Origin of the sequence: Nonomuraea sp. NPDC005983 (assembly GCF_040614375.1) — a bacterium.
Lineage (GTDB): Bacteria > Actinomycetota > Actinomycetes > Streptosporangiales > Streptosporangiaceae > Nonomuraea.
In genome coordinates this window covers 36891-61272 of the sequence record NZ_JBEXUP010000018.1, presented here as the reverse complement: position 1 = coordinate 61272, position 24382 = coordinate 36891, and the positions used below count along the sequence as shown (strand labels likewise).

Sequence of the window (24382 nt, the reverse complement as noted above, 5' to 3'; positions counted from 1 at the left end):
CGTTGCAGGCCGGGGTTCACGGGCTCTCGTCGAGGAAGCGCACGAGTTCCTTGCGCTCGTTCTTGCCGTTGAGCGTGAGAGGAAAGAAGGGCAGGACGCGGCAGACGGCCGGTACCTTCGCGGGCTCCAGGCGTTGCGCCAGCTCGCGCAGGACGGTGTGGGGGGCGAGGTCGCCCTCGACGAGGATGGCGAGATCGTGCCCGTCGCCCGGGGGCAGCACCGCGGCGGCACGAATGCCCGGAATATCCATCGCGGCGGCTTCGATCTCGATGGTGCTCATCCGGGTGCCCTTGCGTTTGAACATGTCGTCGCGTCGGCCCTCGAAGTAGAGGTAGCCGTCGTCACCGAGGATCAGCCACGTCCTGGACGCCTGCGGCGTCCCGCCCCGGATGCTGCGCTCCACCGTGACCTTTCGGCACCGCCTTGCACAGGTTCGCGCGAACATGTGCGCTTTGCTGAAGCTCTTGTTCGAGGTCAGGATGATCGAGCCCTTCTCGTAGCGCTTGGAGATCACCTGGCTAGCCGTCTCCCCTGGAGGGCCATATCGGCGGTGACTTATATGACCACGCCTACTGCCTGCGCTGCCGTCCGCCGGGCGGGGCTCCCACTGGGGGCATGCCCACCTCGCCTGCGGCGACCGGACGGCGGTGTCGTCGCCAGTAGGACCAGGTGACGGCGAGCAGCAGGGGGCCCCATGCGAGCAGCGGGAGGTAGCAGACGGCCAGAACGGCCAGCCCGGCCGGAGACCATTGGTCGGTCAACCCGACAAGTACCCCGCGTACCGCCCAGATGCAGATCAGCGCGACGAGTCCCGCGCCGATGCACGCGGGGATCACCGCGGCGAGCGGGCGTACCCGGCGACCACCGAGCAGTGGGATCCAGCGCGGCACGATCTCACCCCACGGGCGTACCAGCCCGAGCGTCATGAGCGCCGCCAGCTCGCTGACCACGCTGAGCGAGAGAATGTAGACCTTCTCCCCAGCGCCGAGGATCACCGGCTGGGCGATCCCGGTTGGAATCCCGGCCACCAGTGCCACCCGCCACAGTGATGAGGGGAGAACGACCAGAGGGACAGCGTGGGCAGCGCGGACGGCCCAGCGGGGCGGTGGAGGGATCACGAGCATGTCGCCCACGCTAGGGACCGCCGCGCGGACGGAGCCTCCCACTGCAGCGTGAGGCAGCTCCCCCGCATGGGTGATTCCCTATCCTTTAACCCGCGCTTTGAGGCGCTTCTGTGGAAGAGCGCCAGAGCGCCGGTCGCGCTGACGACGAAGGCGACGGCGCGGCGGGTGTTCTGGTGCCGGTGGACTGATCACGAGTTGATCGCCCGGTGGGCGAGGGTCCTGCGTGCATGCTGATCACGGACGAGGAATTGGCTCTCATAGCAGCGCAAGCAGGGAGTGCCAGGCGGTGAATGACGTCGGGTGACGGTTCGACGGGCGGGGGCTGGAAACGGAGCAAACGAACCTGGCCACGGTCACTGGGGTGGCACGACCGACCGGGAAACCGGCGAAGGCTCCAGGCCCTACCCCCAGGAGACGCCACCGCGCCGGCCCCGACAGGAGGACAGCGTCTGCTGAACTCCGTCCGTGCGGGTCAAGCGGCATGTTAATAGCCGTCTAGCGTTTTCAGCACAGCAGATCCGGGGGTACGGAGCAAGCTGCCCCAGATGGCCAGTTGAATAGATGGCCAAGGGACGCCATCCGTTCTATGGTTGCTCGTTGGATGCTCATCGACACCCAATATGGCATGGCGCCAGGCGGCATTCTTGGGCATTTTGAAAGCGGCCTTCGCGGATATAGTGGCACTATGTGCCATAGTGCGGCACGGCTCGACATAATGTCTGTCGACCATCCCGTCCAGGCACACCAGCACCCGTCATAGCCGGCCAGTCGGACGAAGCGGTTCATCAGCTTCAGGTACGTGGACGGTGGTGTCGTCGGTGATCGTCCGTACGCCGAGAGTCGAGCGGGCACGGCGAGGGTGATGATCCCCGGCCTGCCACTTGTAGATCCCGGTGGAGATCGGCGATCAGCCCGTCTACCAGGTGCTTCTTTATGTAACCGGTCGAATACCGGCATCGCGATCATGCTGTGACCAGGGCACTCGCCAGGAAGGCCGAAAAAGGATCAAGCTACCTGCGCTGCCATTCTGGCACTTCCGTCACGCAGGAAAGCTTCCCAACGCCGTTACCTGCGAATTCATCTCGCCCAGTCCCCCGAATGGTGCAAGTTGCGAAAAAAGGGGGTTGTGCGAACTGGAGTTGTCAAGCAGGCTGGTTGCCGTCCGGCGTCACCGGAGGGGGAATTCTTAGGGCGACGCACGGGGTACCGGCAAGTCCTTTAGGTGGCGCGACCACCTGCGCGCGTAAAGATCGTTTCTGCACGCCAAAGTTTCGGCCCGCCCATGAGTTCAATTTGGGCTGCGCACGATTCTATGACGAAAGAAGACCGATGCGGGACTACTCCAAGCAGGTGCTTTCCGGCGAAGGTGACAATGATTACGCACGCTATATGTGCACAGATGCGCTGCTCTCGCTACAACGCCGTCCCGACGAGGTGGTGCATCGCGACGAACTGCTGTTCCAGATCGTGCACCAGTCGACCGAGCTGTGGCTGAAGCTGGCCTGCGCCGAATTGCGCGAGGCGAGCGAACTGATCCGCAAGGGCGAGGTGGCGGCGGCCGCCCGGCTGCTCGACCGCTCGTCGTTGTGCGTGGAGCTGGTGACCGGCCAGCTCGAGATGATGCGCCACCTGTCCCCGTGGAGTTTTCAGACGATCCGCACCGTGCTGGGCCATGGGTCGGGGGCCGACTCGCCGGGCTGGCGTGGCGTGCAACGCCGCGGGAGGGAGATCGGACGGGCGTTCGCCGCGCTGGTGGACGAGCGCGGGCTGGATGTGGCCGAGCTCTATCGCAGCGGTCAGGACACGGCCGAGTTGCGCCTGGCCGAGGCGATGGTCGAATGGGATGAGCGGGTCTCGCTGTGGCGGGTGCGGCACTACAAGATCGCCACCCGGATCATCGGCCACGACGTGGTCGGCACCCAGGGAACGCCGGTGGACGTGCTGGCCAAACTGATCGCCTACCGCTTCTTCCCGGAGCTGTGGCAGGTGCGTACCGAGCTGACCCGTACCGGGCCGATGGGCGGCTACCACATGGGTGAGTCGGCATGAGCATGACCCCCGAAGCGTTCCGAGCTCTCTTCCCTGGTCAGCGGCGGCTCCGCCACCTGGCCAGTTGCAGCCTCGGCGCCCGTTCCATCGCCCTTGACGAGGCGATGGAACGGATGAGCGCTGACATGGCCGACCACGGCGCGCCGTGGGAGCTGTTCGAGGAGCAGGTGCGCCAGGCCCGCGAGCGCTTCGCGGCGCTCATCGGCGCCCGCCCCGACCAGGTCGCGGTCATGCCCAACGCCTCCGTCGGCGCCTATCAGGCGGTCTCCACCATGAACTGGCGGGCCCGGCCCAAGCTGATCACCACCGAGCGGGAGTTCCCTTCGGTCGCCCATGTGTGGCTGGCCCAGCGACCCAACGGCGCCGAGGTCGTCTACGCCCGCGACACCGACGACTACGCCGCGCTCATCGACGACCGCACCCGGCTGGTGTCGGCGCCGCTGGTCTGCTACCAGGACTCGGTGCGACTGCCGGTCGCCGAGCTGACCCGCGCCGCCCACGACGCGGGCGCGGAGGTGTTCGTCGACGCCTACCAGGCGGTCGGCGTGGAGCCCGTGGACGTGGGGGAACTGGGCTGCGACTACCTCGTGGCGGGCACGATGAAGTACCTGCTCGGGCTGCCGGGCATGGCCTTCCTGTACGCGCGCCGCCCCGACCGGACCGACCGCGACCCGCTGCTCACCGGCTGGTTCGGCCGCATCGACCCGTTCGCCTTCGACCCCAGGACGCTCGACTTCCCCGCCACGGCTGCCCGCTTCCAGACCGGCACGCCCGCGGTCCCGGCCGGTTACGCCGCCAACGCGGGCCTGCGCCTGCTCGGCGAAGTCGACCTCGCGCGAGTGCGCGAGCACGTGCGCGGCCTGACCGAGCTGGCCATCGACAACCTCCGCGCGCAAGGGGAGCGGGTACGCCACGTCCCCCCTGAGTGGCGCGGCGCCCACATCGGGCTGGCAAGCGACAACCCCATCGAACTGACGCGTCGCCTGGCCGAACGCGGCCTCGTGGTCAGCCCACGCGGCGACGTCGTACGGATCTCCTTCCACTACTACAGCGATGCAGAAGATGTGGCCGCACTGTGCGCGGCCCTTCATGAGCTGGGAGTTGCGAGTGCCCTTCACCAGAGAACGGCCTGAGACCACCTCGAATGCGATCGGCGACTGGCTCGGCGATCCGGACCCCACGTCCTTTCCCTACGAGCAAGTGCTGCGCGAGTATCACAGCGGCGGCAAGCACTTCGTCCCCGACGAGCTGCTGCGGCAGCTCGCGGACGTGCGCGTGCTGCTGCCCGGCCTGGCCAGGCCGTGGCCGCACGTCGAGACGCTCGCGTTCTTCCTCGACACCGCGCTGGACAAGGCCGACGGCCGCTACGACTACCGCAGCTACCTGGCGCTGCCGCTGCTGCGGCTGCCGAGCGTGCAGGACCCCGTGGAGCAGGACCTGTTCGCCCGCTCTCGCTGCGACCGGCTGACGGTGCAGTTGGTCACCGACGCGCTCGCCTTCGAATCGGCCGTCCTCGACGGCAGCACGGACTGGCTGCCGCGGATGCGGCCCGACCTCGACCTGGTGGTCAAGCGCTGCAAGCACGGTATGCGCGCGATCAAGCCCGCCCTGGCGCGCATGGCGCTGGACGGTGGCCTGGACGCCGCCGCGCCGCTCGAGCAGACCCGGCAGGCGTGCGAGGCGGTGCGCGCCGACATGGCGCTGGACGAGCGGCGCGTGCTGCGGCTGACCATGCTGCCGGTCGACACCGTTCACGACGAGCATGTCTTCCTTCGGGTCCTGCAGACGTTCGAGACCACCTTCGCGCTGCTGGCCGTGCAGTTGCGCGGCGCGATGGAGGCGTTGTCCGGGCGGGTGGTGGAGCGCGCGCTGCACTTTCTGGCTGGTTCGGAGGCGGCGCTGCGCGAGTCGGGGCCGCTGTTTTCGATGCTGGCGACCATGCAGGTGGAGTCGTTCCGCACCTTCCGCCAGTTCACCGAGGGCGCCAGCGCGATCCAGTCCCGCAACTACAAGATCGTCGAGTCGCTGTGCCGCGAGCCGGACGCCGAACGGCTCGACTCGCCCGCCTACTTGTCGGTGCCCGAGGTGCGCGGCACGATCCTCGCCGGGCAGCGCACCCTCGACGGCGCCTATCGGGAGGCGGTCGGCTCCGGCGACCTCAGCGAGGCCGATGCCGCACGGCTGGCCGACGGCATGAGGTCCTTCGCCCGCGCGCTGCTGCGCTGGCGCAACACCCACTACCGGCTGGCCGTCCGGATGCTGGGCGAAGCACCCGGCACCGGCTACACCGCCGGAACCCCCTACCTGAACGCCGTGCGGGAAATCGACGTCTTCCGCTCGGTGGACACCCCCTGGGAGATCGTGGAGTGCCGATGAACACGCCGATGAATGCTGTGGAAGCACCGGTCGGCATCGTCGGCGCCGGGCCGATCGGGCTGATCGCCGCGCTGCGGCTGGCGAGCCTCGGCGTGCCCTCCGTCGTGCTGGAGGCGCACCCCGAGCTGATCAAGCAGGGGTCCAAGGCCTGCCTGATCCAGGGTGACGTGCTGGAGATCCTGGACAAGGTGGGCTGCGCCCAGCCCATCCACGACGAGGGCGTCACCTGGACGATGGCCCGAACGTACGCGCAGAATCGGCAGATCAGGGCCGATGAGTACCCGCGCGGGCTGGCCTTCGGCCCGTTCTGCAACATTTCGCAGTACCGCATCGAGCAGGTGCTCACCGAGGCCGTGGAGGCCTCGCCGCTGTGCGATCTGCGCTGGGGCCACGCGGTCGTGGGCCTCTCCCAGGACACCGACGGCGTGACCGTCCGCGCCGAGACCGCCTCGGGTCCGGCGGAACTGCGGTTCTCCTACCTGGTCGCCGCCGACGGCGTACGCAGCAGGCTGCGTGAGGTCCTCGGCGTGGAGTGGACCGGCTACACCCACCGTGACCGTTTCCTCATCACCGACCTGCGCGCCAAGCTGCCGCTGGCCAAGGAGCGGCACTTCCATTACGACCCCTCCTTCAACCCTGGTCGTCAGCTCGTCATGCATCCGCAGCCCAACGACATCTGGCGAGTGGACTGGCAGTTGCCGCCGGACGCCGACATCGACGCCGAGCGTGCCGACGGCCGTTTCGACGAACGCGTCAGGAAGGTGATCGGCGACATCCCCTACGAGGTGGACTGGGTCAGCACCTACCACTTCCACCAGCGCGTGGTGGCGCGGATGCGGGTTGGGCGCGTGCTGCTCGCCGGCGACGCCGCCCACGCGCTTCCCCCGTACGGCTCACGCGGCATGAACAGCGGCATCCAGGACACCGATAACCTGGCATGGAAGCTGGCGTTAGTCCTGGCCGGACGGGCCGACGAGGAACTGCTGGAGACCTACCACCTGGAGCGGTACGCCGCGGCCAAGGAGAACCTGAGAGTCACCGAGGCCACCATCCGCTTCATGGTGCCGCCCAACCGGCTGCGCCGCTGGACACGCAGCACGCTGCTGCGCCTGTCACACTGGCTCGGCCTGGCCAGACGGCACGTCAACAGCGGCCAGATGGCCCGGCCGTACACCTATGACGACTCCCCCATCGTGCAGACGGGGCACCCGATGCTGGGCAGCTTCGCCCGCGACGGCCACCTCCACATGAACGGCGAGCGCACCCGGCTGCGCAAGCTGTTCGGCGCCGAGTTCGTCGTGTTGGTTTTCGCCGCGACCGTCGAGCGCGCCCGGGTGCTGGTCGAGGCGGCCAGGTCGCGGCCCTGGGAGGTGCCCGCCCGCATCGTGGCGGTGCTGTCAACCGACGAGTCGGCGCGAGCCCTCCCCGACGACCTTGAAGTCGCCCGCGCCGAGGACGGCGAGGTGTCGCAGGCCTACGGCGCCGACCGGGGCACCTGGTGGATCGTCCGGCCCGACGGCCACCTCAGCGCCTGCGGCGTCCGGGGCGAGGACGTGGCGCACGCGCTCAGCGCCGCCATCGGCTCACCCACCTCGGTGGACCGGCCTCTCAAGCAAGGGGTCCGCCTTTGACTCTTTCCCGGCGGACGGCCTCGACCGGCAGAGTCCCCTTCCCTCCCAGGGCTGAGGCCCGAAAGGAGTCCGGATGAACATCGCACCCGCGTACGCCTGGCAGAACGGCAAGCTCGTCCCGTGGGAGCAGTGCGTCGTGCACGCCCGCAGTCAGGGCGCCTTCTGGGGCGCCAACGTCTTCGAGGGCGTACGCGCGTACCTGGGCGATGACGGAGCCCTGCACGCCTTCCGCCTGGACGACCACCTGGCCCGGCTGCGGCGCTCGATGAAGAGCCTGCACATGCGGATCGACCACACCGACGCCGAGCTGGCCCACGCCTGTTCGACGGTGCTCGCCGCCAACGCGTTCGACTGCGACACGCACATCTGCGTCGTCGCCTACTTCGACGAGGGCCCGAACTTCGACCCCCTCGCCTACACCGACAGCACCGGCGTGCACGTCACCGCGATCCGCGCGCCGCGATCGCCCGGCTTCGAGCGCGGCGTGGCCGCCTCGATCTCCTCCTGGCGGCGCATCAGCGACGACTCCATGCCGCCGCGTATCAAGACCGGCGCCAACTACCACAACAGCCGGCTGGCCCAGCACGAGGCGGTGCGCGGCGGGTTCGGCACGACGCTGCTGCTCAACCAGCGCGGCACCGTCTCCGAGGCGCCGGGCTCGTGCGTGGTGATGGTGCGCGACGGCGAGCTGGTCACCCCACCCGGCACCAGCGGTGTGCTGGAGGGCATCACCGTGGCCACCGTCGCCAAGCTGGCCGAGCAGCACCTCGGGCTGACGCTGCGCCGCCGGGAGATCGACCGCACCGAGCTCTACATCGCCGACGAGATCTTCCTCTGCGGCACGCTGGCCGAGCTGCTGCCGGTCACCAGCGTCGACCGCCTGCCGGTGGGCACGGGCAAGCCGGGCCCGCTGACCCGCAGCCTGCAGGCGCACTACGACGACGTGGTCAGGGGCCGGACCGGACACCCGGAGTGGCGTACCGCGGCGCCAAAGGAGGTAGCGGCATGAGCAGCGGCGTCCTGGCAGGACTGGTGGCGGCGCTGGCGTCCGGCGCGGTCAAGGTGATCGACCTGACCGCGCCGCTGTCGGAGACGACCCCCATCATCGAGCTGCCGCCCGAGCGCGGGCAGCCGTGGCGCTTCGACCGCGAGGCGATCAGCAACTACGACGCGGCCGGTCCCACGGTGTACTGGAACAACATCAAGCTGTCGGAGCACACCGGGACGCACTTCGACGCGCCCGTGCACTGGCTGTCGGGCAAGGACCTGCACGACGTCTCCCAGGTGCCCGCGGGCCGGCTGGTCGGCCCGGCGGCGGTGCTCGACGCCCGCGCGCAGGTGGCCAACGATCCGGACTTCCTGCTGGAACGCGAGCACGTCGAAGCCTGGCAGGCCGAGCATGGGCCGCTGCCGGAGGACGGCTGGCTGCTGTATCGCACCGGCTGGGCCGAGCGCGCGCACGACCCGGTGGCCTTCCTCAACGACAAACACACGCCGGGGATCTCCATCGACTGCGCCCGCTGGCTGGCCGAGGAGACCCCGCTGGTCGGCGTGGGCGTGGAGACCGTGGGCACCGACGCGGGCCTGGCGGGCGAGTTCGAGCAGCCCTACCCGTGCCACTGGCACATGCACGGGGCCGGCAAGTACGGGCTGACCCAGCTCCACAACCTGGCGCTCTTGCCGCCGACCGGCAGCGTGCTGATCGCCGGGCCGCTGCCGATCGTGGGTGGTTCCGGTAGCCCCACCCGCGTCCTGGCGCTGGTGGAGCGGGAGGTGTGAGATCAGGCCCGGTTCAGCTGCTCGACCACGGTCCAGGAGATGTCGCCGATGGCCTCGAGCTGCTCCGGCGTCAGCAGGTCGATGAAGTGTCTGCGCACCGAGGCGACATGGCCGGGGGCGGCCTCCTGGATCGTGCGCAGCCCCTCGTCGGTCAGCACGATGACCGCGCCCCGCCCGTCGGAGGGGTGTTCCCGGCGGGTGACCAGGCCCCGCTGTTGCATGCGTGTCAGGTGATGCGACAGCCGGCTCTTGGACCACTTCATGTGCGCGGCCAGCTCGGTCAGCCTCATGCTGGCGCCGGGTGCCTCCGACAGGTTGGACAGCACGTCGTAGTCGGCCTCTGACAGGCCGGACTCACGCGCCAGGTCTCGGGCCACCTGGCGGTTGAGCAGCAGGAACATGCGCCGGTAGCCGAGCCATGCCCGAGCCTCGGCCGGGTCGAGCCATCGTACGTCGTCCGTCATGTCACCAGTGTAGTTGACACGTCACCATTCTCTTTCCTAGGGTTGTTGTCATATCAACATTGGTACGGCGGCACCGAACTTGAGGATCGTGACATCGGCGTCCCGCCCACCACTCCCCCCGAAACCGGAGGTACACGCGCATGGAAGTCGGCCTTAACATCTCGACCTCCGCCGCGCCCGGCGCCGACCCCGTGGCCGACGCCCGCAAGGCAGAAGAGCTCGGCTTTGATTTCGTCTCGGCCTCCGACCATCCGTGCACCACACACGCCAGCTACGAGACCTGGACGATGCTCTCCTGGATCGCCGCGGCCACCACCCGGATCAAGGTCGCCACCCGGGTACTCGGCGTGCCGTATCGCAACGTCGCCATGGTCGCCAAAATGGCCGAGACCTTCGACCGCCTGTCCGGCGGTCGGCTCATCCTCGGCCTCGGCGGCGGCTACTCCGACGAGGAGTTCCGCGCCTTCGGCATGCGCGTGCCCACCGCCCGCGAGAAGGTGGACGGTCTGGCCGAGGCCATCCAGATCACCCGCGGTTTGTGGTCGGAGCGGTCGTTCACGTTCAAGGGCCGCCACCACCACACCGAGGAGGCCCCGCTCGAACCCAAACCCGGTCGGCGCATCCCCATTTGGCTCGGCACCTTCGGCCCCCGCGCGCTGGCCGTCACCGGCCGCCTGGCGGACGGCTGGATCCCCTCGTACAGCTTCGCCGGCCCCGAAGAGGTCAAGGCGATGCGCGAGCGCGTGCTGGCCGCCGCGCACGCCGCCGGCCGCGCGCCCGAGGAGATCACCTGCGCCTACAACATCGCCATCCGCGTCGACGAGAAGGCCAAGCCGGACGCCGGCACACTCGCCGGCTCGACCGCCTTCCTCAGCGACGCCCTGCGGGGCTTCCGGGACCTCGGCTTCACGGTCTTCAACCTCATGCCGGTCGGCGACGGACTGGACGAGCAGGTCGAGCGCCTGGCCCGCGAGGTCGTCCCTGCCCTGCGCTGACGGGACGGCAGCACAGCGAGACATCAAGGAATATCCAAGGGCCCGACCTGGCCCTGCAGCCGTTCCTGTCAGGGGGTCACCGTGATTCATGCGATCCAGAAACAGTTGCCCCGAAATCCAGCGGCGCGCGCTCTAGCCCTGGCATCGCTGGTGGACTGGATGGGCACCGGGGTGTGGCTCACCACCTCCGTTCTCTTCTTGGTCCAAACCGTCGGCCTGAGCTCGGCCGATATCGGCATCGGGCTGGGGATCGCCGGGGTCCTCGGCATGCTGGCGGTGATACCGGTCGCCGACCTGACGCGGCGATGGCCGGCGGGACGGGTCGCGGTCCTGCTCCAGGTCGCACGGGGTCTCGCCTTCCTCTCCTACCTGGCCGTCGTCGACGCGCGCACGTTCTTCGTCGCGGCCGCGCTGGTCGGGATCGCCGATCGGCCGACAATCACGGTGAACCAGATCGTCGTGGCGCGGGTGGTCCCCGACGCGGAGCGCAGCGCCGCCATGGCGGCCGCCCACGTGGCGCAGAACGTGGGGATCTCGGTCGGCGCGCTGCTCGGGACGCTGGCGCTGTTGCGGACCGACCGGAGCGTCTTCGTGGCCGTGGTCCTGATCAACGCGGCTACCTACTTCCTCGCCGCCTGGGTGATGGCCAGAACGGTCTGGAGTCCCGAGGCGGAGGCCGCGCCCGTACCCGCGCGTGCCGGGACTGTCAGGACATTGCTCGCCGTCCTGCGGGACTGGCGCTTCACGGTTCTCACCGTCGGCAATGGACTGCTGGCGCTGCACGTTCCGCTGCTCACGGTGGCGACACCGCTGTGGCTGGCCCAGGCGACCGACGTGCCGCTGGCGGCCATGGGCGCGCTGCTGATCGTGAACACCGCACTGGTGGTGCTGTTCCAGATGCCGCTGGCCCGCCCGGTACGGTCGGTGACCGACGGGGTTCGGGCAGCCTGGATCTCGGCGGGCTTTCTGATCGCGTGCTGCGTGGCACTGGCGCTCTCCCCCTTACCCTCCGTCCCCGTGGCGGTCGGCCTGTTCGTGGTCGCCGTCGCACTGCAGACCATGGGCGAAATCCAGCAGAACGCGGCGGGCTGGGCACTGTCCTTCAACCGCTCGCCGACCGACCATCGGCAGTCCACTTATCTGGGGCTCTTCGGAACCGGCCAGACGGTGGTGACCCTGCTCGGCCCAACCCTGCTGACCTTCCTGATCGCCTTTCTCGGCGCTGTCAGCTTCGCGGCGGCCGCGGCGCTGTTCCTGGTGGGAGCGTTGTGCGTGACCATCGGAGCGGCCGGATCCGCCGTCGTGGAATCCTACTCACCAGGACGGTGACACTGTGGCCAGACCCTCGATTCTGTATGTGATCCCGGCTATGGGCGGCCCCGCGCCCGAGTACGCCCTGCCTCGCCTGCATCGGTGCGGCGACGTGCACGCGCTGCTCTGGGCCCCGCCCACCGCGGCCCACGAGCAACAGCTACGGCAATGGTGCCAGTCGGTACGGGTGCTCGACCAGGACGCCAAGATGCCGGACGACATTGTGGCCGCCGCCCGGTCGGTGCAAGCCCACGCCGTCGTGGCGTTCAGCGAGTTCGCGATCGCAGCGGTGGCGGAGGCCTGCCGGGAGCTGGGACTGCACGGCCCCGGACCCAACATCACCTACTCGCGCGACAAGGTGGCCATGCGACAGGCGTGGCGCACGAAGGGCCTGCCCGTCCCCGACTTCGTACCAGTACGGACGCTGGACGACCTCGAACGCGCCGACGGCGTCCTGCGCCGCCCGTTCCTGCTCAAGCCGTCCTGGATGGCAGGCTCGCAGGGGCAGGTGATCGTCGACGCCGACACCGAGATCGCCGACGTCTGGCGGCGGGCGACCGCCGACATCGCGAACACGGACCGGCTCGGCCTGCACGACTTCCTCCCGGCGGGTCGCGGCGCCCAGTTCATCGCCGAGAATCTTATCGAGGCCAGCACGCAGTCCTGGTACGAGACCGACGGCTTCGGCGACTACGTCAGCGTCGAAGGTCTCGTCGTCGCCGGCCGCTATCACCCGCTCTGCATCACGGCCCGGCTGCCCACCATCCCGCCGTTCGTGGAGCTGAGCTTCCACCAGCCCACGGTCCTGGCCCCCGACCTGCAGCGGCACATCGAGGACCACGTACGGGCCGGGGTGGACTGCCTCGGTCTGGAGTACTCGGCCACGCACACCGAGATCAAGCTGCAACGCGACCAGGGCCTGTGTCTGCTGGAGAACAACGCGCGCCTGCCAGGCGCCATGATTCCCCGGCTTGTGGAGGAGTCCTTCGGGCTGAACATGATCGAGCTGCACGTGCGCTCGCTGCTCGACGACGACCTCGAACTGCCTGACCGGCTTCTCACCGAGAGCCCTCGACCAGGCGCCGTGGCCATGCTCATGCTGCTGCCCACCGATTCGCGCGGCCGGCCCTGGCAGACGCGGCCGACCTTCCGGCCTGAGCTCGTGGACTGGTCGCGTCTGGTCTCCCCCGGGACTCAGGTTGAGATCGTGTCCGGTCTCACCCGCCCGTCCGGCTCGCCCATCCCGACGTTCTCACCCAGCGGCGGAACGCGGAACTATCTCGGCACAGTGTTCCTACGCGCGTCAGACCCGATCACATTGCGGGACGACTGCTATCGGATAACGGACGGATTCGAGTCAGAGCTACAGCGTCATTCGTAGTTCGAGTGCCGGAGGAGGCGCGGCTCTTATCTGGGGTTGTCAAGCGAATCTGCTGGTCAGTTGACAACCCCAGATAACGATCGCTCCCGCTCAGCTGAGCGTCAGGTCCGGGGAGTACAGGTCGATCCACAGGGCGAGGTTGAGGGCCATCTCCAGGCTACGTCGGGACGCCTGGCTGATCTGGGGTACGTCGGTGCTGGCGGCGCGGGCGAGCCGTTCGCGGCTGACCAGGTCGAACACCCGGTGCGAGGGGGTACTCAGGAGGTCCTTGACCTGGTTCTGCAGTGCTACGGCGTATGCGGGGTCTTGGGTGGAGGGGTAGGGGCTCTTGACCCTCTCGTACACCGACCGAGGTAGCAGGTCGGCGGTGGCCTCGCGCAGCAGGCTCTTTTCCCGTCCGTCGAACGACTTCAGCTCCCAGGGTGCGTTGTAGACGTACTCCACCAGCCTGTGGTCGCAGAACGGCACGCGGACTTCCAGTCCGACCGCCATGCTCATGCGGTCTTTGCGATCCAGCAGGATGCGGACGAAGCGGGTGAGGTGAAGGTGGCTGATCTGCCGCATCCGGTACTCGAAGTCGTTTTCGCCGTCGAGGCGTTGGATCCCGGCCACCGCCTGGCGGTAGCTGTCCTGTACGTAGCTGCCGAGGTCGAGGGCCTTGGTGAAGTCCTTGTTGAGGACGTGGTCGTCGTCGCCGAAGTGCTGTCGGAAGCGCACCAGCCAGGGGAAGGTGTCGGCGGCCCGGGCTGCGGGGTCGAAGAACTGCTGGTAGCCGCCGAACACCTCGTCGGCCGACTCTCCCGACAGGGCTACCGTCGAGCGCTGCCTGATGGCCTTGAACAGCAGATACAGGGAGGCGTCCATGTCGCCCATGGCGATGGGGAGGTCCCTGGCCTGGATCACGCGGACCCGTACCTCGGGGTCGGCAAGTTGGTCGGAGTTGAGCACGATGTCTTGATGCTCGGTCGCGGAGTTGCTGGCCACGTCGTGGACGTAGGGACCGTCCGGGGTCGCGCGTAGGTCGTCGGGGATGAAGTTCTCGCTCTGGCCGGCGAAGTCGACGGCGAAGCTGCGGATCTTCTCCCCGGCCGCGGCGAGTTGGCGGGCGGCCAGGGCGGTCATGGCCGAGGAGTCCAAGCCGCCGGAGAGCAGGGTGCAGCGCGGTACGTCCGCGACGAGCTGGCGGCGGATGATGTCCTCCAGCAGCTCCCGCACCCGGGTGATGGAGCCGGCCCTGTCATCGGGGTGCGGCCGGGTCTGCAGCGACCAATAGACGCGGCTGCGGATGCCCTGCGGGCTGATGGTGACCACCGTGCCCGGCTCGACCTCACGCATTCCCTGCCAGATGGCATGGCCGGGGGCCTTGACGAACGCGAACGTCTCCCGCAGGCCGTCCAGCGTCACGGTGCGCGAGGCGAGGGGGTTGGCGAGGATCGCCTTGGGCTCGGAACCGAACAGCACCCCGTCGGGGGTGGGGTGGTAGTAGAGAGGTTTGATGCCCATCCGGTCACGGACCATGACGAGCTTGTGCTGGCGGGCGTCCCAGATGGCGAAGGCGTACATGCCGTTGAGCCGCTCGGCGACGGCCTCGCCCCACTCCAGGTAGCCGTGCAGCACCACCTCGGTGTCGGAGTCGGTGGTGAAGTGGTGGCCTCGGGAGGTGAGTTGCTCACGCAGCTGCGTGAAGTTGTAGACCTCGCCGGAGTAGACCATGACCACCGTCTTGCCCGCGTCGTGGACGCTCATGGGCTGCCGGCCGCCGGGCAGGTCGATGACGGCCAGTCGTCGATGGCCGAGTGCGGCGTGGTCCTGGATCCAGGTGCCGCTGTCGTCCGGGCCGCGGCAGGCCATTGTCTGCGTCATCGCGTCCACGGTCGCCTGCTCGGCGCGCAGATCCCGCTGATAAGAGATCCATCCCGCAATACCGCACACGGTCTTCCTCCGTTTCGGTTGCTGGTATGCCGTCGGCACGGTCAACTGCCGAGCCGCCGACAGAGATAATCGACGGGCAACGGCTCGGAAGTACGTTGGATCCGCTCTGCGGCGGTGCCGTTGAGAACGGTACGACGAACCGCCGAACCGCGTCTGAGCTGGGATTGTTTCAGCCTCGGCCCCTTGGGTGCAGTGCGGCGGGCGCTGGGCTGGGTTTTGCTGGCTGGTCGAGGATGCGGATGACCGCGTTGGGGCACAGGCCTGCGGCGCGGCGGGCGCGGTCGTGGTCGATGTGGATCTTCATGACGTGATCACCTGTCCCACGTGAGGGGAAGGGCGTGAACGCCGTAGATGAACATGTCGTCGCGCATCGGGACCTGCTCCGGCGGTACGGCCAGGCGAAGGGTGGGGAAGCGCCGGAGCAGGGCGGGGAAGGCGATGTGCATCTCGACGCGGGCCAGTTGCTGGCCTAGGCACTGGTGAACGCCGTGTCCGAAGGAGACGTGCTGCGAGGGTTCGCGGGTCAGGTCGAGCTCGTCGGGGTGGGCGAAGTGGTCGGGGTCGCGGTTGGCGGCGGCCAGGGCGAGCACGACGGTCTGTCCGGCCCGGATGTGCTGGCCGCCGATCTCGACGTCCTGGCGGGCGACCCTGACGGGGCCGAATTGCAGGATGCTCAGGTAGCGCAGGAGTTCCTCGACCGCGTGTTCGATGCCCTCGGGGTGCTCGCGCAGAGCATGTAGCTGGTCGGGGTGGCGCAGCAGGACGTAGGTGCCCAAGGCCAGCATGTTGGCGGTCGTCTCGTGTCCGGCGACCAGCAGCAACAGGCCGATGCCGGCCAGTTCCTCGTCGGTCAGCGCCGTGCGTGGGTCCTGTGCTGCTTGGATCAGGGTGCTGAGCAGGGCGTCGTCGGGGTGCTCGCGTTTGGTGGCGACCAGGTCGCGCATGTATTGCCGCAGCGCCTGGCGGGCTTGCCTCGCTTCGTCCTCGGGGATGTCGATCTTGAGGAGGGTGGCGGTGCGCTGCTGGAAGCCGTCCCGGTCGGCGTAGGGCACGCCGAGCAGCTCGCAGATCACCAGCGAGGGGATCGGCCGGGCGAAGGCCGGCACGAGGTCCACTGTGGGGCCGGCCTTGTGCATGGCGTCGAGGTGGTCGGCGACGATCTGCTCGATCCTCGGGGCCAGGGCGCGCATCTGGCGCACGGTGAAGTAGCGGGTGAGCATGCGCCGGTAGTGGGTGTGTTGCGGGGGGTCCATGTTCAGCAGCATCCCGGGGCGGTCCTCGGGGCGGAACGGGTTGCGGCGCACCGGGGAGGATGCCCTTTCGCGGTCGGAGCTGAACCGGTCGTCGGCCAGCACCGCACGGACGTCCTTGTGCCGGGTCAGCAGCCAGCCCACGGTGCCGTCGGGGAAGGCCAGAGGCGCGATCGGCCGCCGTTGTTGCAGGCTCTGGTACTGCGAGGGCGGATCGAACGGGCAGCTGCGCTGCGTGGGCAAGGTCACGGTGAGGGACTGGGCTGCGTTCATGGGACGGCTCCCCCTTCATCCGATGGTGGTGCTCACAGCCCCATAGTACGCCTCCGTACTATACGCACAATGCCGGAGTCATCACCTTCCGTGTTCATGTGGGCTGGCGAGCAGAGGAGCCAGCGCCCGGTCCACGACCCGGTCGACGAGCCTGCGGTCGGGTTCTGCGCCTTCGATCAGCACCTGCATCAGCACCAGCGACAACGGCATCTCCAACAGCAGGTCCGCATCAACGCCGTCGGGGATCTGCCCGCGCTGACGTGCTCGGGCAAGCATCGCCTGGGCGGCCTGGCGGAGCGGACGGCGCAGCCGCTCGCGGCGTAGGCGGGCGAGCTCGGCGTCGGTTCTGCTGCCCTCCAGCAGCGCGATCGCCAGTCCGCGGTCGAGGTGCGTCCAGCCGGCCAGCCACGAGATGAGCAGGTGTCGCAGGTCTTCGACGAGGCAACCGGTGTCGTGGTCGGTGATGTGTGGCCGGTGCTGTTCCAGGGCGGCCACCGCCAGGCGGGCCTTGGACGGCCAGCGCTGATAGAGCGTGGCCTTGCTGGCCCGGGCGCGCTGCGCGACCATGTCCATGGTCAACCGTTCATAGCCCACCTCGGCGAGCAGCTCCAGGACGGCATCCAGTACCTCCCGGCGTCGATCGGGATTGCTCAGCGGAACCTTGCGCGGCCCGCGCGTTTCCCGCAGCGCGGAAGCCGCATCACCGCTCGACATCACGCTCGTCCCTCCTGCATGCGATCCGCGCCGCCGACGCGTTGCATGCACCGTAGCCCTTCGCCTACCCGCCGTATACCGCCAAGCTACTGCCGTTTCAAAGAGAGGCGGGCGTGCTCGGCCTCGAGCTCGCCCGGCCGGCGTCGCGGGACCACACGAGGAACTGGCACCAGCCGATCCCGTCAACTTCCTTCAGGCCGTCTCAAGAACGGCCCGCATGGCGGCCGAAGGAACCCCGTTCAGCAGGCAGTCAGGGTGTTGCGCCACACCTCGTCCAGGGCCATCTGGATCGCCCCGGTGAGCACAGCGCCTTCGGCCAACTCCGACAATTCCACGCTTGGCGGGGTGAGGGTCAGGCCTTCGAGGCGCCGTGCGATCGCATCCAGCAAGACCGCGCCAGCTCGGGCGATGCCACCCCCGATCACTATCGCGTGCGGGGACAGCACAAGGACAACGGGCGCGATCGCCTCGGCGAAGACCGCGGCGACCCGGTCGACGACCTCGGCGGCGATCGGGTCACCACCGGCGGCCGCCGCGAAGACGGCAGCCGCGTCCGTCGCACGGGCGAGCCTGGACTCCGGATGCTCTGCGGCGCAGCGGCGGGCGAGATCGACGATCGCCTCGGCGCCGATCGCGCGCTCCAACGGCCCACGACCATCCCCGGCCGCGTCGGGAAGGTGACCGATGGGACGGATGAAGCCGATCTCACCGGCCTGGCCAGCGCCCCGATGCAGCTGCCCATCGATGACGACACCGGCTCCGAGCCGCTCGCCCCACTGAACCGCGAGCAGGGTGCCCGCGCCGGTGCGTTGGTGGGCGGCCGCCAGCGCAGCCAGGTTCGCGTCGTTCTCCACCGTGACCGCACACCTGAAATGAGCCCGCAGGTGGCCGGCGAGGTCGATCTCCGACCAGCCCGGCACACTGGGGGCGAACAGCACCCGGCCGGTGGTCACCTCGACGATGCCCGGGGTCGCCGCGGTGACCGCCGTGATGTGCTCGGCGGCCAGGTCGGCCATCGCCAGAGCCTCACCCGTCACCTCATCGACCGCCTCGAGCAGGTGCCGGGCGCCGCGACGACTGATCGGCCGACGGATCACAGCAAGGCGCTCACCGGCCAGGTCGGCGATCCCCGCCGTCACGGTGTGCGGGCCGACGTCCAGGCCGAGCACGGGAGCCGCCCGGCCGTTCAGTGAGAACCGCGTCGCCGGTCTGCCCACCGCGGCCGACCGCGGTGCGTGCTGCCGCAGCCAGCCGGCGGCCAGCAGATCCTCCACAGCCTGGGCGACCGTCGGGCGGGTGAGCTCGGTCAGCTGGGTGAGTTCAGCCAACCGCACCTGCTCGGGCGCGCGCCGTCGGACTGCGTCGAGCACCGCGGCCCGGTTCATCCTCCGCAGCACCGGCGTACCCGCTGGCCGTTCCTCCTTCATCCGAGCCCCTCGTGCTGTCCGATTCATCAACAGCCATCGCGAGATCTTGACCGCCTGGCCGCCTGCGCTGAGTATGTTTCGCAGAGATCTTACGAAAGGTCTTTACATAATAGGCCCCTTACTCGCCCCCTCGGAGGTGGCCGCCCCATGACCCGTTCCCGCGAGCCGCAAAGCCCCGCCACCCTCTTACCACGACGATGGCGACCGCGCCTGACGGCGCTCGCCGTCCTGCTCACGATGCTCGCTGCCCCGTTCGTCTCCCAACCCAGGGCGGCGGCCGACACGCCCCCACCGTCGGCACCTCCCCGGCTCGACAGCCCAGCCGCGCAGGCCCTGGAGCGGTTGATCGGGACATCGCGCGCCAAGCAGGTCACCCTGCGCGCGATCGACAAGGGCGCGGGCAAAGACCGGTTCCAGGTGTACGCCGACAATGGCCGTCTCGTCGTCGCCGGCACGACGCCCGCGGTTCAGCTGACCGGCTTCGGTTACTACCTGCGCCAGGTGGCGCACGCTGACATTTCGATCAACGGTTCCCAGGTCGACCTGCCCAAGCACCTCCCACAACCCGCGGCACCCATCGCCAAGGACTCCTCAGTGGATCACCGCTTCGCCCTCAACGACACCAACCAGGGCTACGCGGGTGCGTATCTGAGCTGGCCGGAGTGGCAGCGGCGGATCGATGTCCTCGCGCTGCACGGCATCAACGAGGTGCTCGTCTACGAGGGCCAGGAGGCGGTCTATCAGCGAACCTTCATGGAGTTCGGCTACTCCGACCAGCAGATGCGCGAGTGGATCCCGCAGCCGGGCCACCAGTCCTGGTGGCTGCTGCAGAACATGTGCTGCACCGACAGCCCGATCTCCCAGCAACTCATCGATCAACGGGTCGACCTCGGCCGCAAGATGGCTGACCGCCTCCGTTCGTTGGGCATGGTCCCCGTGCTGCCCGGCTACTTCGGCACCGTGCCGACCGACTTCAAGGCCCGCAATCCGGGCGCCAACACGGTCCCGCAGGGCACCTGGAACCAGCTCGAACGCCCACACTGGCTCGACCCGACAGATCCCGTCTTCGAGCGCGTAGCAGCCACGTTCTACCAGGTGCAGACCGAACTGTTCGGCTCCAGCACGATGTACAAGATGGACCTGCTGCACGAGGGTGGCACAGCCGGCACGGTCAACGTGGCGCAGGCGTCACAAGCGGTGCAGCGGGCGTTGAACACCGCCCATCCCGGGGCGCTGTGGACGATCCTGGGCTGGCAGAGCAACCCTCTGCCAGCGACGCTTCAGGCCATCGACCGCACCAAGATGTTCATCGTCGACGGCGTCAGCGAGGAATCCGGCACCACCGACCGGGACAAGGACTTCTTCGGCACCGGGTACGCGTTCGGCACCATCTGGAACTTCGGCGGCCATGTCAACCTCGGCGCCAGGCTGACGCTGTGGAACGAAAAGTTCCACGCCTGGCGCGGCAAGCCCGGCACGGCGATGAACGGCATCGCACTGATGCCCGAGGCCATCGACAACAACCCGGCCGCGGTCGCGTTCTTCACCGACATGCCGTGGCAGGACGGCCCGGTCGACATGCGGCAGTGGTTCGACGACTACGCCACCGCCCGGTACGGCGACGACGATCCACACGCCAAGGCCGCATGGCGGATCCTCCTCGACACCGTCTACAGCTGGCCCGCCGGCGCCGACACCCGGCACGTGACCGGCCTGTACGACGATGAGCCCGGCCTGGCGAACACCGGCTACCCGCTGCAGTACGACATCGCCACCTTCGACAAGGCGCTCGACGAGCTGCTCCAGATCGACCGGCGCCTGCGCCGTTCGGGCGCCTACCGCTACGACCTTGTCGACGTCGCACGGCAGGTGCTGGCCAACCACAGCCGGCTGGAGCTGCCCAAGATCCGCGCCGCCTACCGCGCCAAAGATTTCACACGCTTCGAGCGCCTCACCGGTCAGTGGCTGGACCATATGCGGCTGATGGATCGGCTGCTCGGCACCGATGAGCACTTCCTGCTCGGGGTGTGGCAGAAGGAAGCCCGCCGGCAGGCCGCTACCCCGGCCGAAGCAGCGACCCTGGACTTCAACCTCAGGTCGCTGGTCACGCTCTGGGCCACCGGCGCCCGTCTGCAGGACTACGCCCGCAGGGAGATGAACGGCCTTGTGGGGCAGTACTACGCCAAGCGGTGGCAGATGTTCTTCGACAGCCTGAAGACCGCGCTGCGCTCGGGCAAGGAGTACCCCGAGCCGATCGACTGGCCGGCCGTAGCCCAGGGCTGGGCCAGGTCCGGCACCGAGCTGGCCTCCGAGCCACGCGGCGACTCCTACCTCGAAGCGAGCCGGGTGGCCGCACTGCCGGACGGCGCGGTGACCATCGAGGTCGACCGCAAGGGCGTCAAGCCAGGCGGGACGGTACAGGTCACCGCCGTGTTCACCAACGACAACACGCTGCGGCCCACCGGCAAGGTCACGCTCCGGCTCGATGCCCCAGACGGATACCAGGTGCAGGCGACCTCCCCGACCCGCTCCGACCACATCGCCCCGCGCGACGAACTCACCACGACGTGGACCGTGACCGTTCCCGCCGCCGAGGCCCCGGGCGGTACTCCGGCGCTTGACGTCACCGCCTCCTGGCGATCTGACGACGTCGCTCAGCAGGACATCGCCTCGACGCGCCTGTTGATCGCCGGAGCCGTGCCCGCGTCGTACCAGACGATGAGCAACACACAGGCCGAGTTCGCCACCACCGGTGACGGGATCGCGATCGCGGCGGGTGGTGCGGACCTGTGGCGAGAGACCAACGAGTTGGCCACTGCCTACCGCAGGGACGCCCTGGCCGACGGTCAGCGGCTCGCGAGCACGGTGCTGAGGCAGGACGGCTCGTCGGAGTTCACCCGGGCCGGGCTGGTGGTGAGCGACGACCTGGCCACCCCCGGGTCCACCGGCTACGCGAACATCGCCATCACTCCCGGCCACGGCTGCGTGTTCAGCTGGGATTCCGACGGCAACGGGCAGCTCGACTCATACGCCGAAGTGGGCGGGTTCACGCCACCCGTGCAGGTGCGCATCGGCAGGTCCGGCGACCGGCTCACCGGCTCTTGCAGCAGCGACGGCAAGAACTGGGCGCTGATCGGGTCGGCCCGCGTCCCGGGCGCCGGCGTCACGCTCGACGTCGGCCTGTTCGTCAGCGCGTCCAACCGGTACACGGGCCAGCAGGCAATCGCCATACTGACCGATCCTGCATCGACCCCGTCGACCGCACGCGACGGCGCGGGGGACACGCTGCAAAGCCTCCGCAAGCCGGTCACAGCGCTGAGCTGGGAGCCGAGCCGGGGCCCCGAGCACGCGAACGACGGCAACCGGGCCAACTCGCCGTACTTCGCCGGCCAGATGACCTGGGACACCACCTGGTGGCAGGTCGACCTGGGAACGGTCAACGACATCTCACGCGTCAATGTGCGCAACTATGTCGGGGGTGGGCGCTACTACGAGTACCGGCTGGAGGGCAGCCTCGACGGCGTCACCTGGTACACCCTCGGCGGTCGCCGTGGCCCCCGGGCCGCGACCGACGCCGGAGACACCATGACCACTGAGGCGAAGACCCGGTACGTCCGGGTGATCGGCACACACAACACCGCCAACCTGTCGTTCCACCTCACTGAGGTCAGCGTGTACGGCACGCCGGCGCAATGACCGGAGTCAAGATCGGCGCTGCCATGCGGTGACCAGCCGCCGGCCAAGCCCTGGCCAAGGACGGATGAGAGGCAGCGCGCGGTTGAGCGAACCCCGGCTCTCCGGCACTGTGCCCGGGATGGCAATGTCACGGTAAAGGTCGCCCGGATCCGCGAGAAGTGGACCGGGCCCGCCAGAACTGAGCCGCCATCGACACGTCCTACGCACAGCTCGCCGATGCCGCGCAGCGGGTCTTCTGCCGGCCGCCGCCTGGGCGGCGGCCGGCAGGTCGTGGGGGCCCTGCTCGCGGTCGGCGAGGGCCAGCACGGTCTTGGCAGAGGCGACACACGTCACCGCTAGGTCGGTTCTGACCTGGGATTACTGGGGTTTGGCTGACCGGTGTTGATCTTTGCTGGAAAGGTTCGTATCGGTTCCGGTACTTGGCGGGGTTGGCGACGCGGTTCTTCCCGGGTGATCAGGTCGAGCCGTTACGGTCGTTCCAGGACATCGGCCGGATGAGCTGATCCGGTTCTTCGCGCTAACCCGGGCGGTCACTCCCAATCTGAGGCCGGTTGGAGGACACGATCACCTCGTAGGGCCGGAGGAGATCCGGCGAGCGACCTCGGCCGAGGTCGTGACCGGGACCACCTGGAAGGCGATCAGGTCGCGCCAACGCTCGATCCAGGTGTCGAGCAGCGCAGGGTCTTCGGCCTCCATGAGCTGGTAGCAGGTGTCGAAGTGGCCGTCATCAGCGATCCAGCTGTCGACATAGCGGAGCCCGTTCGGCAGCATGCGGCCTGACACAGCCACTCGCTCGTAGACCGGCCCAGGGCCGTGGGTGAAAGTCTCGATCACCATGTAGCGCATGTCGGGACCGCCTCGCTACCGCTCGGAGCCGGTGTCGGTGGCCGTGTCGGCGTCCACGGCTGCGGGCCAGACCAGCGCTTGCGCGACGATGACCTTCTCGCTGTCGTACGCCAGGGCTGGTCCCTCGTGCAGCCGGTATCCCAGGGCCAGCGCCTCGCTGACGCGCAGGCAGTAGCTCGCGTCGTCGGGGCCGGTCAGGACGCGGTAGATCGGCAGGCTGTTCGGCGGCTGGCTCATGTGCGGGCGCCTTTCAGGGTGACTAGTTGACAACATTTGATTGAGTAGGTTCCAGGGGTATGTCTGAAGCGTGGCGCATGCGGTGGTGTAGATCCAGTTAGTGTTTCTTGGCCGAACGCAAAGGATTCCTTCGGTGTTGGACGTCCGACGGCTCCGGCTCTTGCGCGAGCTGGCGGTCCACCAGACCGTCGCCGCGACCGCGCAGGCTCTGCACCTGACCGGCCCGGCCGTGTCGCAGCAATTGGCGGCGCTGGCGCGGGAGGCGGGGGTGCCGCTGCTGGAGAAGGAGGGCCGGACCCTGCGGCTCACTGCAGCCGGGCGTCGGCTGGTGGAGCACGCCGAGGTGATTCTGGGCAGTCTCGCGGCCGTCGACGCCGACGTGGCGGCCTGGCGGTCTGGTCATACCGGCACCGTCACCGTGGCCGTGTTCCCATCTGCGGGGCGGGTGCTCCTACCGAGACTCTGGGCCCGGCTGCAAGCCGACCCTGACTTCCCGCAGCAGCTGCGCATCGTGGAGGGCGAGCCGGAGGCAGCCCTGGAGGTCCTCCGCAGTGGCCGGGCCGATGTCGCGGTCGTCTATTCCTATACGCTGGCGCCGCCCGAGGTCCCGGACGGTTGCGCGATCACACGCCTCGCCGACGACCCCGTGGTGCTGGCCCTGCACCCCGACGAGGCCGCCCGCCGTGGCCTGGCTCAGGACCGGCCTGTCGACCTGCGCGACCTGCACGACGCCCAGTGGCTGCTGCCCAGTCCGCCGGCCACCTGCCACGAATTGATCCGCCAGGCGTGCGGGGCAGCAGGATTCGTCCCCGACCCACTCGCGGTCGCCACCGACGCCGCCTGTGGGCCGGCAGGGGCGAGCGCGGCGCCAATCTCTGAGTGCCCCTGAAGACACTG

At 68.8% G+C, this 24382-nt stretch carries 21 protein-coding genes; 11 read left to right on the top strand and 10 right to left on the bottom strand.

Translation table 11 applies throughout. The annotated features are described in order from the left end of the window. Positions 1–16: 16 nt before the first annotated feature. Positions 17–514: a hypothetical protein gene (locus tag ABZ297_RS11560; RefSeq protein WP_355343199.1), complete on the bottom strand. Its 498-nt coding sequence runs from the start codon at positions 512–514 to the stop codon at positions 17–19. 55 nt (positions 515–569) lie between these two features. Next, on the bottom strand, positions 570–1028 hold the full coding sequence (locus ABZ297_RS11555; protein ID WP_355343196.1) for a hypothetical protein: 459 nt from the start codon (positions 1026–1028) through the stop codon (positions 570–572). 1425 nt (positions 1029–2453) lie between these two features. Here ABZ297_RS11555 and ABZ297_RS11550 point away from each other — a divergent pair. The 6 genes from ABZ297_RS11550 (at position 2454) to ABZ297_RS11525 (ending at position 8959) form a co-directional block, all read left to right on the top strand. Then, positions 2454–3173, top strand: a complete 720-nt coding sequence (locus ABZ297_RS11550; protein ID WP_355343193.1) for a tryptophan 2,3-dioxygenase family protein — start codon at positions 2454–2456, stop codon at positions 3171–3173. Beyond that, positions 3170–4306: an aminotransferase class V-fold PLP-dependent enzyme gene (locus ABZ297_RS11545; RefSeq protein WP_355343190.1), complete on the top strand. Its 1137-nt coding sequence runs from the start codon at positions 3170–3172 to the stop codon at positions 4304–4306. The genes ABZ297_RS11550 and ABZ297_RS11545 overlap by 4 nt, the downstream gene beginning before the upstream one ends. Continuing rightward, positions 4281–5549, top strand: coding sequence for a hypothetical protein (locus tag ABZ297_RS11540; protein WP_355343187.1), 1269 nt, complete (start codon positions 4281–4283; stop codon positions 5547–5549). The genes ABZ297_RS11545 and ABZ297_RS11540 overlap by 26 nt, the downstream gene beginning before the upstream one ends. Beyond that, positions 5546–7180 carry an FAD-dependent monooxygenase gene (locus tag ABZ297_RS11535; RefSeq protein WP_355343184.1) on the top strand — a complete coding sequence of 545 codons (1635 nt, stop codon included), beginning with the start codon at positions 5546–5548 and terminating at the stop codon, positions 7178–7180. The genes ABZ297_RS11540 and ABZ297_RS11535 overlap by 4 nt, the downstream gene beginning before the upstream one ends. A 73-nt stretch (positions 7181–7253) precedes the next feature. Next, positions 7254–8189: an aminotransferase class IV gene (locus ABZ297_RS11530; protein WP_355343181.1), complete on the top strand. Its 936-nt coding sequence runs from the start codon at positions 7254–7256 to the stop codon at positions 8187–8189. Further along, positions 8186–8959 carry a cyclase family protein gene (locus ABZ297_RS11525; protein ID WP_355343178.1) on the top strand — a complete coding sequence of 258 codons (774 nt, stop codon included), beginning with the start codon at positions 8186–8188 and terminating at the stop codon, positions 8957–8959. Before ABZ297_RS11530 ends, ABZ297_RS11525 begins: the two co-directional genes overlap by 4 nt. 2 nt (positions 8960–8961) lie before the next feature. Here the strand turns inward: ABZ297_RS11525 and ABZ297_RS11520 are convergent, their stop codons facing one another. After that, a complete protein-coding gene (locus ABZ297_RS11520) occupies positions 8962–9423 on the bottom strand; it encodes a MarR family transcriptional regulator (protein WP_355343175.1) in 462 nt (153 codons plus the stop codon). Between the two features lie 140 nt (positions 9424–9563). Between ABZ297_RS11520 and ABZ297_RS11515 the strand changes: the two genes are divergently transcribed. The 3 genes from ABZ297_RS11515 to ABZ297_RS11505 all read left to right on the top strand — a co-directional run bounded on the left by ABZ297_RS11515 (position 9564) and on the right by ABZ297_RS11505 (position 13110). Continuing rightward, complete coding sequence (locus tag ABZ297_RS11515) at positions 9564–10418, top strand: LLM class flavin-dependent oxidoreductase (RefSeq protein ID WP_355343172.1); 855 nt, start codon at positions 9564–9566, stop codon at positions 10416–10418. An 81-nt stretch (positions 10419–10499) separates the two neighbouring features. Further along, positions 10500–11747, top strand: a complete 1248-nt coding sequence (locus tag ABZ297_RS11510; protein WP_355343170.1) for an MFS transporter — start codon at positions 10500–10502, stop codon at positions 11745–11747. 40 nt (positions 11748–11787) lie between these two features. After that, positions 11788–13110, top strand: a complete 1323-nt coding sequence (locus ABZ297_RS11505; protein ID WP_355343168.1) for a hypothetical protein — start codon at positions 11788–11790, stop codon at positions 13108–13110. Between the two features lie 90 nt (positions 13111–13200). On the opposite strand, the gene asnB is transcribed toward ABZ297_RS11505, so the two are convergent. From asnB to ABZ297_RS11480, 5 genes are all read right to left on the bottom strand, one after another. Next, complete coding sequence (gene asnB, locus ABZ297_RS11500) at positions 13201–15042, bottom strand: asparagine synthase (glutamine-hydrolyzing) (RefSeq protein ID WP_355343165.1); 1842 nt, start codon at positions 15040–15042, stop codon at positions 13201–13203. Between the two features lie 169 nt (positions 15043–15211). After that, positions 15212–15346 carry a hypothetical protein gene (locus ABZ297_RS11495; protein WP_355343162.1) on the bottom strand — a complete coding sequence of 45 codons (135 nt, stop codon included), beginning with the start codon at positions 15344–15346 and terminating at the stop codon, positions 15212–15214. Between the two features lie 7 nt (positions 15347–15353). Further along, on the bottom strand, positions 15354–16565 hold the full coding sequence (locus ABZ297_RS11490) for a cytochrome P450 (RefSeq protein ID WP_355343159.1): 1212 nt from the start codon (positions 16563–16565) through the stop codon (positions 15354–15356). 81 nt (positions 16566–16646) lie between these two features. Continuing rightward, complete coding sequence (locus ABZ297_RS11485; RefSeq protein WP_355343316.1) at positions 16647–17279, bottom strand: TetR/AcrR family transcriptional regulator; 633 nt, start codon at positions 17277–17279, stop codon at positions 16647–16649. Between the two features lie 239 nt (positions 17280–17518). Further along, positions 17519–18664, bottom strand: coding sequence for an ROK family protein (locus ABZ297_RS11480; RefSeq protein WP_355343156.1), 1146 nt, complete (start codon positions 18662–18664; stop codon positions 17519–17521). A 189-nt stretch (positions 18665–18853) separates the two neighbouring features. On the opposite strand from ABZ297_RS11480, the gene ABZ297_RS11475 reads away from it, so the two are divergent. After that, a complete protein-coding gene (locus tag ABZ297_RS11475) occupies positions 18854–22402 on the top strand; it encodes an alpha-N-acetylglucosaminidase TIM-barrel domain-containing protein (RefSeq protein ID WP_355343153.1) in 3549 nt (1182 codons plus the stop codon). Between the two features lie 564 nt (positions 22403–22966). Here the strand turns inward: ABZ297_RS11475 and ABZ297_RS11470 are convergent. Together ABZ297_RS11470 and ABZ297_RS11465 are read right to left on the bottom strand one after the other, a co-directional pair. Beyond that, on the bottom strand, positions 22967–23239 hold the full coding sequence (locus ABZ297_RS11470; protein WP_355343150.1) for a DUF3303 family protein: 273 nt from the start codon (positions 23237–23239) through the stop codon (positions 22967–22969). Positions 23240–23263: 24 nt separating this feature from the next. Then, the gene (locus tag ABZ297_RS11465; RefSeq protein ID WP_355343147.1) at positions 23264–23485 is read right to left on the bottom strand and encodes a DUF1737 domain-containing protein; all 222 of its coding nucleotides are present in this window, start codon (positions 23483–23485) and stop codon (positions 23264–23266) included. 133 nt (positions 23486–23618) lie between these two features. Between ABZ297_RS11465 and ABZ297_RS11460 the strand changes: the two genes are divergently transcribed. After that, positions 23619–24374 carry a LysR family transcriptional regulator gene (locus ABZ297_RS11460; protein WP_355343144.1) on the top strand — a complete coding sequence of 252 codons (756 nt, stop codon included), beginning with the start codon at positions 23619–23621 and terminating at the stop codon, positions 24372–24374. The last annotated feature ends 8 nt before the right edge of the window (positions 24375–24382 follow it).